This is a genomic window from Pseudomonas sp. 57B-090624 (assembly GCF_003234055.1).
GTDB classification, from domain to species: domain Bacteria; phylum Pseudomonadota; class Gammaproteobacteria; order Pseudomonadales; family Pseudomonadaceae; genus Metapseudomonas; species Metapseudomonas tohonis.
Window position 1 is genome coordinate 1 of record NZ_QKRU01000114.1, and the last position, 12,193, is coordinate 12,193.

Sequence of the window (12,193 nt, forward strand, 5' to 3'; positions counted from 1 at the left end):
CCCCACCCCTCACTCCAGCAAGGACAGCACCACCCCCACCTGCGGCTCCAGCTGGCCCCGCAACGCCGCCAGGTAACGCTCGCGCACCACCGGGGCGCCGTGGCCGTACTCGAAGATCAGCCACGAGCGGGCGAAGCCGTTGAAGGCCTGCCAGCGTTCGGCGAGCGTGCGGGCGAAGGCCGCCGCACCCCACAGCTGGTGCAGGCGCTTGCCCTCGTTGGGGGCGAAGAAGAACACCGGTTTCGGCCCGGCCAGGCCGTTCGGCAGCGCCTGGCGCTGGTCCCAGTGGGAGGCACCGACCTGGCAGCTGTAGCGCAGCCCCGCCTGCAGGTGAGCGTGCAGGCGAGCGAGCAGCTGGCTGTTGCCCGCCAGGTCGATGACCATCGACGGCACGTCGCCGGCCAGGAATTCCACCTCGCCGTATTCCAGCACCCGGTCATAGCAACCCAGCCCGGCGGCGAAGGCGCGATTGGCCGTCGAGGACAGGCCGATCACCTCGTAGTCCTGGCCCCGCTCGGCACGGTGCCGGCTGAGCAGGTAGGCCAGGCTGATGGCGGTCTTGGACGAGGCGCTGGTGATGATCACCTGCTTCGCGCCGAAGGCCTGGTTGCCGGCGACGAATTCGTCGAGCAGGAAGGCCGTGGTGAACAGCGGCCGCAGGAGCATCTGCGGGGCCTCGCTGTCGTCGCTGTAAAGCGGGTCGGTGGCGCAGTTCAGGTAGTGGTTGTAGATGGCCGGCAGGCCCTGGCGATGGGCGACGGCATCGGTGAACCCCTGGGCATCGACGCGCCCCGGCTCCATCACCACATGGCTGGCCATGGGGTAGTAGCCGTAGAAGCGCTCGCCCTCGGCGATGCCTTCGCAGCGCGATTGCAGCACCACGGCGAAGCCCCAGACCGGGATCAGCCCCTGGCCCTCCACCGTGGGGAAGAAGCGCCAGTAGCCCATGGCATCGCCCAGCGCCGCATAGCTGATGTTGTTGGCGGTGAAGGCGAAGCGCTCGACGCCCAGCAGCACCTGCCCCTCATCCAGCTCGACGGCCAGTCCGCGGCGGTGGGACTGGCAATCATCCAGCTGCGTGCGGTTGATCCGCAGTTCCTGATAGGTGCTCATGGGGCTGTTCCTCGTGGGGTGGGCGGCCAGCGGAAAGCCAGTCTAGAAAGACCCCCGGAGCGCGTCCAGATGCCGCCATGGATCAATCAGGGGCTGAATGACGTGCACAGCGTACAGGTGCATGGGCCACCCCTCGAAAAGGCTCTGGCGTGGGGCTGCCACGGCGATTTAGCATGGCGCCCTCATCTGCAGGAGCACTCCACGTGAAGCTATGCGCCGCGCAACTGTCGTCGATCGCGGGCGACATCGAAGGGAATGTCGGCAAGCACTGCGCGTTCATCCAGCGGGCGGTGGAACAGGGCGCCGCCTTGATCCTGTTTCCCGAACTCTCGCTGACCCACTACGCGCCGTCCCTGGCCCAGGGCCTGGCCACCACGCCCGACGACCCGCGCCTCGACGCCCTGCAGCATCTCGCCGACGCGCACGGCATCACCATCTGCGCCGGCCTGCCGATAGCCGGCGCGCCGCTGCCGCGCATCGGCATGGTCATCTTCCAGGCCCACCGGCCACGCGGTCTCTACTGCAAGCAGCGCCTGCACGCCGACGAACTGTCCTGGTTCAGCCCGGGCGAAGGCCAGGCGCTGGTCCGCCTCGGCGAGCACCGCCTGGCGCCGGCCATCTGCTACGAATCCATGCTCCCCGAGCACGCCGACGAAGCCGTCGCGGCGGGTGCCGACTTCTATCTGGTCAGCGTCGCCAAATCGGCCAACGGCATCGCCGCCGGGCACCAGCACTACCCCGCCATGGCCCGCCGCCATGCCATGCCGCTGCTGATGAGCAACAGCATCGGCCCGGTGGAAGGCTTCCTCACCACCGGTCAGTCCGCCGCCTGGAACCGCCAGGGCGACTGCCTCGGCACCCTCCCCGACGGGCAGGAAGGCCTGGTGCTGCTGGACCTGGAAAGCGAACGCGTCGAGCTCATTACCGGCCCCTGACGCCCCGCTGCGGGGCGTGCAACACCCCTCTTTCGCGCAAGGGAATTCCCATGTTCATCAGGAAGCTGATGCTTCTCGCCGCCGTTTCACTCTCGCAGCTGCAAACCGCCGTAGCGGAGGAGGACACGCAGATCGTCGAGCGCATCGACGCCCAGGTCCGCGCCAACGCGCAATGGACCCAGGAGGCCGAGCACTGCCCGGCCGACCTGATGCCCGGGCACCGGGCGCTGGAAATCAACGCCCATGACTGCAATACCGCCGACCAGCTGGATGGCTGCCTCGCCCTCTGCAGCGCCGGGGACGCCTACTCCTGCCTGCACACGGCGGTGACCCTGCAGCAACTCGGCGGCGACCCCGCCGGCTTCGAACCCCTGTACCAGCGCGCCTGCAAGCTGGGCGCCGCCTCCGGCTGCACCAACCACGCCGCCGGGCTGTACCGCGCCGACATGCAGAACGAGCGCGTGCAAGCCTGCGCCGCCCGCAGCTTCACCAAAGCCTGCGACCAGGACGACCCCTGGGCCTGCACCATGCTCGGCATGTACCTGGCTCGCGGCATCGGCGTGAAGAAGGACCTGCCCAAGGCCCTGGAGGTGCTGAAGAAGTCCTGCAAGCACGGCGAGGAAGATCCCGCCTGCAGCAACGCCCTCCAGCTCGGCGCGAGCATCAGGAAGACGCTGGATGAGGCCAAGCCGGCCGATTGACGACGCGTCCCGCCATGCCTGGGCCAACAGCATGGGTTTCGCTTCGCTCTACGCCATCCTACGAAAGTCCGTGCGCACCACGTCGTGATGCGTTGGACGAAGCAGAGGTGGTAGGAATCCTGCGGAGCCCAGAAAAACCGTGCCTGGGCGCCTTATCTAAAACCACGACAGCTAACGCAGGCATAGCGTCTTTCGTTATGCCTTAGCCCCAACAGCATGGGTTTCGCTTCGCTCTACGCCATCCTGCGAGAGCTGCAGCGCGCGCAGCGATGTGAGGCGTGGGGGCAACGCAGGTAGCTCGCCTTACTCGCTGGGCAGGTGCTTGCCGTGCTTGGCACCGAGCTTGTCGACGTAGTCCACATCCTCCTCGCACAGCTGGTAGCCCGCCATGTAGGCGTCGCGGTCGATGTCCGCGCCTTCGCCGGCGGCGTAGCGGGCCTCGTCATAGGCGGGCAGTTGGTAGTGGGCGAGGAACTCGGTGATCAGCGCTTCGCGCTGGGCATCGCCAACGTCATAGCCGCCGTCGTAGAACAACCGGTCGATGCAGGACACCGCGCCCCGGTAGCGCGACTGGTCCGCGTCGAGGGTGGCCGCCTGCACGGCAAGGGGCAGCAGCAGGGAGCCGATCAGCAGCAGCGGGGAGCGGAGCGCCATGGGAAATCCTTCTCGGTGACTGGACGAAGGCACAACCCTGGCAGGGGTCCCGGCGACGCGCCGTGACGCCCTTCCCTATCCGCCCTGGCGCCCACCGCGCAGGGCCTCGGCGAACTTCCAGCAGGCGAACGCCGCCAGCACCAGGCCCGTCACGGCGAGCACCGCCCCGGCATTGCCCACCTGGCGCAAGGCGATGTGCTGGCTGACCAGGCTGCCCAGCAGCGCGCCCCCGCCGATGCCGACGTTGTACAGGCCGGAGAACAGCGCCATGGCCACGTCCGTGGCGTCGGACGCCAGGCGCAGCACGCTGGATTGCTGGGCCAGGCCGAAGCACATGATCGCCATGCCCCAGAGCAGGCTCATGCCCAGCAACCAGCCGTGGTGCTGGGCCAGCGGCAGGAGCAGCACCAGGCTCGCCGCCAGGATGCTCACCGCCACCAGCAGCAGGCCCCTGGGGAAGCGGTCGCTGTAGCGGCTGAAGAGGATCGAGCCGAAGACACCCGCCCCGCCGGAGAGCAACAGCAGCACGGTGGTCATCTGCCCGCTCATGCCCGCCACGTCGCGGGAGAAGGGCTCGATGTAGCTGTAGGCGGTGAACTGCGCGGTGATCACCAGCACGGTGAGCACGTAGAGCGCCACCAGGGGCGGTCGCTTGAGCAGCATCGGCAGGCTGCGCAGGGAGCCGGAGTTCTGGCTCGGCAGCAGCGGCAGGGTGCGCGCCAGGCACAGCGCCGTCAGCACCGCCAGGCCGGCGATGGCCAGGAAGGTGGTGCGCCAGCCCAGGGCCTCGCCCACCACGCGGCCGAGGGGGATGCCCAGGACCATCGCCATGATGGTGCCGGTCGCCAGCAGCCCCAGCGCCTTGGCCTGCTTGCCCGGCGGCGCCATGCGCACCGCCAGCGAGGCGGTGATCGACCAGAACACCGCATGGGCGAAGGCGATGCCGATGCGGCTGAGCATCAGCACGCCGAAGCTCCAGGCCACGCTGGACAGCAGGTGGCTGGCGATGAACAGCACGAAGACGAACACCAGCAGCTTGCGCCGCTCGATGTTGCGGGTGAGCAGCATCAGCGGCAGCGAGGCCAGGGTCACCACCCAGGCGTAGAGCGTCAGCATCAGGCCGACCTGGGCGGTGGGCATCTCGAAGCTGCGGCCGATGTCGCTGAGCAGCCCCACCGGAACGAATTCGGTGGTGTTGAAGATGAAGGCGGCCAGGGCCAGGGCGATCACGCTCAGCCAGCTGCCGGCGCGGGGTTCGGGTGTCGGGTCGAGGGTGGGGCGTTCAGGGCTCAAGGGCTGTTCCGGGGCTGTGGCTGGAGTCGGGACAGGGTCGATGCGCCTCCACCGCGCATGCCAGGGGCCGCCCGGGGAAAGGCACGGGGCGGACGGCTGCGGCAGGGTTTGTTCTTGGAATGGGAGGGGGTACGGCCTGGAAGCGGCGATTCTACGCCTCCAGCGGCCCTGGCACCACGGCGGATGACCGGTGGGTCGCAGCAGTGGGCCGGCGAGTGGTGGGAGCGGTTTCAACCGCGAGGCCCGGCGCGTCATCTTTCGCGAATGAACTCGCCCCTACAGGTACGTGCCCCCGTGTACGCCGGGTGCAGGCCCTGCCCATTGCTCGCGGAGCAGATCGCACAAAATGCTTGTCAGAGCCCAAGGGTTCCCGCTATCTACGTGAACCCACCTGATTGCGGCGCGCCGATCGACAGTGCCTGAAGCACACCCCCGGCGCGTCACACGACCGCCGGAGCCACGACACATCCAGCGCCCGGCGCTCATCACCCCGATGCGGGGGGCCGAGCGGCCCGCCCGACATCGCTTTTCATGGAATAGAGAATGCCCCCGAGACACGTAGTCAACGCCGAAGTCAGCCCCAAAGGCAGCCTGGAAACCCTCTCCCAGCGCGAAGTGCAGCAACTGAGCGAAGCCGGTTCCGGCAGCATCTACACGCTGTTCCGCCAGTGCGCCCTGGCCATCCTCAACACCGGCGCGCAGATCGACAACGCCAAGACCATCCTCGATGCCTACAAGGACTTCGAGGTGCGCATCCACCAGCAGGACCGCGGCGTGCGCCTGGAACTGCTCAACGCCCCGGCCGACGCCTTCGTCGACGGCGAGATGATCGCCAGCACCCGCGAGATGCTCTTCAGCGCCCTGCGCGACATCGTCTACGCCGCCAGCGAACTGGACAGCCTGCGCATCGACCTGGAGAGCTCCCAGGGCATCACCGACTACGTCTTCCACCTGCTGCGCAACGCCCGCACCCTGCGCCCGGGCGTGGAGCCGAAGATCGTCGTGTGCTGGGGCGGCCACTCCATCAGCACCGAGGAATACAAGTACACCAAGCGCGTCGGCCACGAACTGGGCCTGCGCAGCCTCGACGTCTGCACCGGCTGCGGCCCGGGCGTGATGAAGGGCCCGATGAAGGGCGCCACCATCAGCCACGCCAAGCAGCGCATCGTCGGCGGCCGCTACCTGGGCCTGACCGAGCCGGGGATCATCGCCGCCGAAGCGCCCAACCCCATCGTCAACGAGCTGGTGATCCTGCCGGACATCGAGAAGCGCCTCGAGGCCTTCGTCCGCGTCGGCCACGGCATCATCATCTTCCCCGGCGGCGTGGGCACGGCGGAGGAGTTCCTCTACCTGCTGGGCATCCTCATGCACCCGGACAACCGCGAGCTGCCCTTCCCCGTCATCCTCACCGGCCCGCGCAGCGCCGAGCCCTACCTGCAGCAGCTGCACGCCTTCGTCGGCGCCACCCTGGGCGAGGATGCGCAGAAGCGCTACCAGATCATCATCAACGACCCGGCCGAAGTGGCGCGGCAGATGGCCCAGGGGCTGAAGGAAGTGAAGCGTTTCCGCCGCGAGCGCAACGACGCCTTCCACTTCAACTGGCTGCTGAAGATCGACGAAGGCTTCCAGCGCCCCTTCGACCCGACCCACGAGAACATGGCCGCCCTGCAGCTCAGCCGCTCGCTGCCGCCCCACGAACTGGCCGCCAACCTGCGCCGCGCGTTTTCCGGCATCGTCGCCGGCAACGTCAAGGACAAGGGCATCCGCCTGATCGAGGAGCACGGCCCCTACGAGATCCACGGCGATGCGCAAGTGATGCAGCCGCTGGACCGCCTGCTCCAGGCCTTCGTCGAACAGCACCGCATGAAGCTTCCCGGCGGCGCGGCCTACGTGCCCTGCTACCGGGTGGTGGAAAGCGGCCACTGAGCCGCCAACGGAGCCAGGCAGGGGTGCAGGGACGGCCCCTGCATCCCGCATTCCCGGCCTTCCCTGCCTTCCCGGGCTGAAGCCCGGGCTACGCCTTACACGCCCTGGGTGAACACCAGGGCCTTGAGCCCGCCTTGCGGGTCCACGTCCTCGAATTCCGGCGGATTGGCCAGGCGCTCGCGGAAGCTCAGAGCGGGCGCCTCCTCGGCCATGGTGCGGACGATGAAGTCGGCCCCCGTGGACGGGTCGTTGACGCAGGCCAGCACCTGGCCGCCCTCGGCCAGCAGCTCCGGCAGGCGGCGGAGGATCTTGCGGTAGTCGCGGTCCAGTTCGAAGCTGCCCTTCTGGAACGACGGCGGGTCGATGATCACCAGGTCGTACGGCCCGCACTTCCTGACCTTGCCCCAGGACTTGAACAGCTCGTGGCCGAGGAACATGACCCGGGCCATGTCGTGGCCGTTCAGGCGGTGGTTGTCGCGGCCACGGCTCAGGGCGGCGCGGGCCATGTCCAGGTTGACCACTGCCTCGGCACCGCCGGCGATGGCCGCCACGGAAAAGCCACAGGTGTAGGCGAAGAGATTCAGCACGCGCTTGCCGGCGGCCTGCTCGCGGACCCAGCGGCGCCCGTAGCGCATGTCGAGGAACAGGCCGATGTTCTGGTTGCGCATCAGGTCCAGGCGGTAGGCCAGCCCGTCCTCGTGCATGGTCCACTGCTCCACCGCCTCGCCCCAGAGCAGCTCGGTGTCGCTGCCCGGCAGGTAGCGCAACTGCAACAGCAGGCTGCGCACCGGTGCAGCGCGCCAGGCTTGGCTGGAAACCAGTCCGGCGAGCATCGCCTTGAGGCTGTCCAGTGCCCCGGCTTCCGGCTCGCGGAACAGCGCCACCTGGACCACCCCCTCCAGCCAGTCCACCACCAGGTGCTCCAGCCCCGGCCAGCGGCGGCCTCGCCCATGGAACAGGCGGCGCGTCTCGGCGGGCAGATCGCCCAGGGCGGCGGTCAGCTGGAGGCGAAGGGTCTCGATGGCGTCGGGGGTCATGGCGGTGCGGGTCCTGGTTCCGGGGCGCGGCATTCTAACCGCAGCGCTGCTAGGCTGCCTGTGTCCCGACTCTGCGGAGGTTTTCTCGCGCCCATGGTCACAACCATGACGTTCCCGTGTCATCGTCGAGCCCGACAAGCATGAACAGGCCGCCCCCCTCAGACAGCAACCCGGGCCATGTCCAGGCGCGGCGCCTGGCGTTCGGCTTCACGGCGCTGGTGATCCTGGCGATCATCGCCATGGAGATCTGGCAGGTCTGGAAGGCCCACGAGCAGGAATACCGCCGCGCCGAGGTCAACGCCACCAACGTCACCAGCGCCGCCGCCCAGCATGCCCGCGATGCCGTGCGCCAGGCCGACGCGCTGCTGGTCGGGCTGATCGAGCGAGTCGAGTGGGATGGCATCGACAAGCTGCAGGTGGATCGCATGCGCAGCCTGATGAAGCGCCAGCAGCGCTTCCTGCCCCAGCTGCACGGCCTGTTCATCTACGACAAGGACGGCAACTGGCTGGTGACCGACAAGGACAGCGTCCCCGCCGGCGCCAACAACGCCGACCGCGAATACTTCATCCACCACCGCGAACAGGCCGACAACGACCTGTACATCGGCAAGGCCATCTACAGCCGCTCGACCGGCGACCTGGTGATCCCCGTCTCGCGACGCATCGACAACCCCGACGGCAGCTTCGGCGGCGTCGCCCTGGCGACCCTGCGGGTGAGCTACTTCGTGCGGTTCTACGAGAGCTTCGATGTCGGCGACGCCGGCATCATCATCCTCGCCCTGCAGGACGGCACGCTGCTGGTACGGCGCCCGTTCCTGTCCGAAGCCATTGGCGCCAGCCTGGCCAAGGGCGCGGTGTTCAGCGAGCTGCTGCGCAAGGCACCGGCCGGCACGGCGATCTTCCATGGCCAGGTCGATGGCGTGGAGCGCCTGTTCAGCTACCGCCAACTGGCCGACTACCCGCTGGTGGTGGAGACCGGCATCTCCACCCGCTCCATCACCGCGCCCTGGCTCGACCAGGTCGCGCGCTCGGCCATGGTGGTGGTGGCGATGATCGTCGGCCTGGTGCTGTTCGCCCAGGCCCTGATCCGCCGCATCGAATCCGGCGCCCTGGCCGAAGAGGAGCTGCGCCTGGCCCACGATGCCCTGGAGCAACTGGCGATGGTCGATGGCCTCACCGGGCTGGCCAACCGCCGCCTCGATGCCGTGCTGCCCATCGAGGCGAGCCGTGCGCGCCGCCAGGGCACGCCGCTGGGCATCGTCATGTTCGATATCGACCATTTCAAGCGCTACAACGACCGCTACGGCCACCCCGCCGGCGACCAGTGCATCAAGGCCGTGGCCCAGGTGGTGGCAGCCTTCGCCCGCCGCCCCGGCGACCTGGCGGCCCGCTACGGCGGTGAGGAGATGACCTTGCTGCTGCCCAACAGCAACGAGGCCGACACCCGCGCCATCGCCGAACAGGTGTGCCTCGCCGTGCGCGAGCTCGGCATCCGCCACGAAGGCAGCGAGCTGGGCCTGGTGACGCTCAGTGCCGGCTTCCACGCCTACCAACCCGCCCCCAACGACGGCACCCCGGACAGCCACCTGCTGCGCGCCGCCGACGAAGCCCTCTACAGTGCCAAGGCCGCCGGCCGCGACCGCGTCCACCCGCACAGGGCCGAGCCCGCCGTCTGACCCTCACACCCAGGCGGATTCCACCCGCATGGCTCCCCGCGCCCCCTTCAGCTTTTCCCACGCCCCGCCGATAATCATTCTGCCGCTGCGCTCGGCCCCATGAATGGCGTGGTTGCTTACCTGGCTGCATAAGAACGGTCCATAACCAACCGGGAGTCGTCCCCATGCTTCTACGCCGCATGAAGATCGCGCCGCGCGCCATCCTCAGCTTTTCCCTCGTCACCCTGCTGGTGATCCTGCTCGGGCTCTTCGCCCTGCACCAGATGAAAGGCATCCGCGCCTCCACCGTGATGCTCAACGAAGACAGCATGCCCAGCTACGCGGCACTGGGCACGATCAACGAGAAGATGCTGCGCCTGCGCATCGTCTCCTTCCGCATCCTGGTGGACCGCGAGCCCGAGCTGCTGCGCGCCACCCACCAGCGCGAGGCGGAACTCACCGGCCAACTGCACCAGGCCCAGGAGGTGTACGAGAAGCTGGTGGACGAGGGCGAGGAAGCGGCCCAGTACGCCCGTTTCAAAGGGGTGCTGGCGGAGTATTACCGGGTCAACGACAAGCTGATGCAGCTTTCCGATGCCGACCGGCTCGACGAACTGCGCGCGCTGCTGGGCGGCGAATACAAGAAGCTCTCCGACGAGCTGGGCGTGCAGCTGGAAACCCTGATGAAGATCAACCAGCGCAACGCCGCCGAGATGGCGCTGCACGCCACCGGCCAGTACGACGGCGCGGTGCTGGTGGTCAGCGCGGTGATGATCCTCGCGGCGCTGCTCACCGGCATCCTCGCCCTGGTGCTCACCCGCAGCATCGTCACGCCGCTGGACGAGGCCATGAAGGCCGCCGAGACCGTCGCCACCGGCAACCTCACCGAACGCATCGAGGTCCACGGCGACGACGAGCCGGCACGGCTGCTCGGTTCCCTGCGCACCATGCAGCAGAGCCTCAAGACCACCATCGAGCACATCGCCCGGTCCTCCGACCAACTGGCCTCCGCCGCCGAGGAGCTCAACGCGGTGACCGAGGACTCCAGCCGCGGCCTGCACCAGCAGAACCAGGAGATCGAGCAGGCCGCCACCGCCGTCAACGAGATGACCACCGCCGTCGACGAGGTCGCCCGCAACGCCGTCGCCACCTCCGAAGCCTCGCGCGACTCCGACCGCACCGCGCGCGGCGGCCAGGAGCAGGTCAACCGCACCGTCGAGTCCATCAGCGACCTGGCCCGCGATGTCGGCCAGACCTCCGGCCAGGTCGAGGAACTGGCCGGCAAGGTGCAAGGCATCAGCAAGGTACTCGACGTGATCCGCGCCATCGCCGAGCAGACCAACCTGCTGGCGCTCAACGCCGCCATCGAGGCCGCCCGCGCCGGCGACGCCGGGCGCGGTTTCGCCGTGGTGGCCGACGAGGTGCGTGCCCTCGCCCACCGCACCCAGCAGTCGACCCAGGAAATCGAGCAGATGATCGGCGGCATCCAGCAGGGCACCAACCAGGCGGTCGATGCCATGCAGCACAGCAGCCAGCGCGCCCGTGCCACCCTGGAGATGGCCCGCGCCGCCGGACAGGCGCTGGACACCATCACCGAGGCCATCAGCCACATCAGCGAACGCAACCTGGTGATCGCCAGCGCCTCCGAGGAGCAGGCACAGGTGGCGCGGGAAGTGGACCGCAACCTGGTCAACATCCGCGACCTGGCCCAGCAGACCGCCGCCGGCGCCCACCAGACCAGCGCCGCGAGCCAGGAACTCTCGCGCCTGGCCGTGGACCTCAACGGCCTGGTCAGGCGCTTTCGCGTGTGACCCACGGCGCCTGCGCGGGCCCATCGCGCAGGCGTTCCATTACCGCGCATGCGTACAAGCCGCCTGCGCGGCGATCTGCCAGGCTGGCGAACCACCCCGCTTCACCCCGACGCATCGATGAAGGAAACCGAGCATGAACCGCAGTGAAATGCGCCGCGTGGACCTGAACATGCTGATCGTCTTCGAGACGCTGATGCACGAGCGCAACCTGACCCGCACCGCCGAGAAACTGTTCCTCGGCCAGCCGGCGATCAGCGCCGCCCTGTCGCGCCTGCGCGACTATTTCAACGACCCGCTGTTCGTGCGCAGCGGCCGCGCCATGGAGCCCACCACCCGCGCGGTGGAAATCCTCCAGCAACTGCGCCCCGCGCTGGACGCCATGTCCAACGCCCTGAGCCATGCCCATGAATTCGATCCGGCCACCAGCAACATGGTGTTCCGCATCGGCCTCTCCGACGACGTCGAGTGCGGCCTGCTGCCCCCGCTGCTCAACCACCTGCGCGAGGTGGCGCCGAACATCGTGCTGGTGGTGCGCCGCGCCAACTTCCTGCTGATGCCGAGCCTGCTCGCCTCGGGCGAGATCTCCGTCGGCGTCAGCTACACCACGGAGCTGCCGGCCAACGCCAAGTGCCGCACCCTGCGGCGCATCCAGACCCTGGTGCTGCGCGCCGACAAGCGCCCCGAGCCGCTGACCCTGGACGACTACTGCAGCCGCCCTCACGCGCTGATCTCCTTCTCGGGCGACCTGTGCGGCAACATCGACCAGGACCTGGCGCGCATCGGCCGCTCCCGGCGCGTGGTGCTCGCCGTGCCGCAGTTCAACGGCCTGCGTGCCCTGCTGGCCAACTCCGAGGTGATCGCCACCGTGCCCGACTACGCCGCCAGCGAACTGGTGGCCGGCGGCGGCCTGCGTGCCGAGCCGCCGCCCTTCGAGATCGTCCCCGCCAAGCTGACCATGGCCTGGCGCGGCGCCCAGGACAACGACTCCGCCGAGCGCTGGCTGCGCACGCAGATCGTGCGCTTCATGAGCGAAGACGGGCTCTGAGGCGAATTAACAACGTTTAACTC

At 68.5% G+C, this 12,193-nt stretch carries 10 protein-coding genes and 1 pseudogene; 7 read left to right on the forward strand and 4 right to left on the reverse strand.

Annotated features, from left to right (window positions below; all coding sequences use genetic code 11):
- Positions 1-9: 9 nt before the first annotated feature.
- Positions 10-1,113 carry a DUF2855 family protein gene (locus DMX10_RS30430; protein ID WP_111264593.1) on the reverse strand — a complete coding sequence of 368 codons (1,104 nt, stop codon included), beginning with the start codon at positions 1,111-1,113 and terminating at the stop codon, positions 10-12.
- Positions 1,114-1,316: 203 nt separating this feature from the next.
- Between DMX10_RS30430 and DMX10_RS30435 the strand changes: the two genes are divergently transcribed.
- Both DMX10_RS30435 and DMX10_RS30440 read left to right on the forward strand, forming a co-directional pair.
- Positions 1,317-2,048 carry a carbon-nitrogen hydrolase family protein gene (locus DMX10_RS30435; protein ID WP_111264594.1) on the forward strand — a complete coding sequence of 244 codons (732 nt, stop codon included), beginning with the start codon at positions 1,317-1,319 and terminating at the stop codon, positions 2,046-2,048.
- A 50-nt stretch (positions 2,049-2,098) separates the two neighbouring features.
- Entirely contained in the window at positions 2,099-2,749 is a 651-nt protein-coding gene (locus DMX10_RS30440; RefSeq protein WP_111264595.1) for a tetratricopeptide repeat protein, read from the forward strand.
- 303 nt (positions 2,750-3,052) lie between these two features.
- Here DMX10_RS30440 and DMX10_RS30445 read toward each other — a convergent pair whose 3' ends face one another.
- The gene (locus DMX10_RS30445) at positions 3,053-3,403 is read right to left on the reverse strand and encodes a hypothetical protein (RefSeq protein WP_111264596.1); all 351 of its coding nucleotides are present in this window, start codon (positions 3,401-3,403) and stop codon (positions 3,053-3,055) included.
- A 75-nt stretch (positions 3,404-3,478) separates the two neighbouring features.
- On the reverse strand, positions 3,479-4,696 hold the full coding sequence (locus DMX10_RS30450; protein WP_256604885.1) for a sugar transporter: 1,218 nt from the start codon (positions 4,694-4,696) through the stop codon (positions 3,479-3,481).
- A 543-nt stretch (positions 4,697-5,239) separates the two neighbouring features.
- Here DMX10_RS30450 and ppnN point away from each other — a divergent pair.
- Positions 5,240-6,622 carry a nucleotide 5'-monophosphate nucleosidase PpnN gene (ppnN, locus tag DMX10_RS30455; RefSeq protein ID WP_111264598.1) on the forward strand — a complete coding sequence of 461 codons (1,383 nt, stop codon included), beginning with the start codon at positions 5,240-5,242 and terminating at the stop codon, positions 6,620-6,622.
- A 95-nt stretch (positions 6,623-6,717) separates the two neighbouring features.
- Here ppnN and DMX10_RS30460 read toward each other — a convergent pair whose 3' ends face one another.
- On the reverse strand, positions 6,718-7,659 hold the full coding sequence (locus tag DMX10_RS30460) for a class I SAM-dependent methyltransferase (protein ID WP_111264599.1): 942 nt from the start codon (positions 7,657-7,659) through the stop codon (positions 6,718-6,720).
- Positions 7,660-7,799: 140 nt separating this feature from the next.
- Here DMX10_RS30460 and DMX10_RS30465 point away from each other — a divergent pair, with 140 nt between their 5' ends.
- The 4 genes and pseudogenes from DMX10_RS30465 (at position 7,800) to DMX10_RS30475 (ending at position 12,170) form a co-directional block, all read left to right on the forward strand.
- Complete coding sequence (locus tag DMX10_RS30465) at positions 7,800-9,335, forward strand: sensor domain-containing diguanylate cyclase (RefSeq protein WP_111264600.1); 1,536 nt, start codon at positions 7,800-7,802, stop codon at positions 9,333-9,335.
- A gap of 179 nt (positions 9,336-9,514) precedes the next feature.
- Positions 9,515-10,267, forward strand: a pseudogene (locus DMX10_RS33810) (MCP four helix bundle domain-containing protein); the annotation flags it as partial.
- Positions 10,262-11,125: a methyl-accepting chemotaxis protein gene (locus tag DMX10_RS33815; RefSeq protein WP_371921741.1), complete on the forward strand. Its 864-nt coding sequence runs from the start codon at positions 10,262-10,264 to the stop codon at positions 11,123-11,125. The pseudogene DMX10_RS33810 and the gene DMX10_RS33815, both read left to right, overlap by 6 nt.
- A 133-nt stretch (positions 11,126-11,258) precedes the next feature.
- Complete coding sequence (locus DMX10_RS30475; RefSeq protein WP_111264602.1) at positions 11,259-12,170, forward strand: LysR family transcriptional regulator; 912 nt, start codon at positions 11,259-11,261, stop codon at positions 12,168-12,170.
- Positions 12,171-12,193 lie beyond the last annotated feature (23 nt).

Excerpts from the sequence above, each read along its gene's own strand:
- DMX10_RS30430 (WP_111264593.1), bottom strand. The coding sequence starts at position 1,113 with ATGAGCACCTATCAGGAACTGCGGATCAACCGCACGCAGCTGGATGAT.
- DMX10_RS30440 (WP_111264595.1), top strand. The coding sequence starts at position 2,099 with ATGTTCATCAGGAAGCTGATGCTTCTCGCCGCCGTTTCACTCTCGCAG.
- DMX10_RS30445 (WP_111264596.1), bottom strand. The coding sequence starts at position 3,403 with ATGGCGCTCCGCTCCCCGCTGCTGCTGATCGGCTCCCTGCTGCTGCCC.
- ppnN (WP_111264598.1), top strand. The coding sequence starts at position 5,240 with ATGCCCCCGAGACACGTAGTCAACGCCGAAGTCAGCCCCAAAGGCAGC.
- DMX10_RS30460 (WP_111264599.1), bottom strand. The coding sequence starts at position 7,659 with ATGACCCCCGACGCCATCGAGACCCTTCGCCTCCAGCTGACCGCCGCC.
- DMX10_RS30465 (WP_111264600.1), top strand. The coding sequence starts at position 7,800 with ATGAACAGGCCGCCCCCCTCAGACAGCAACCCGGGCCATGTCCAGGCG.
- DMX10_RS33815 (WP_371921741.1), top strand. The coding sequence starts at position 10,262 with ATGCAGCAGAGCCTCAAGACCACCATCGAGCACATCGCCCGGTCCTCC.
- DMX10_RS30475 (WP_111264602.1), top strand. The coding sequence starts at position 11,259 with ATGAACCGCAGTGAAATGCGCCGCGTGGACCTGAACATGCTGATCGTC.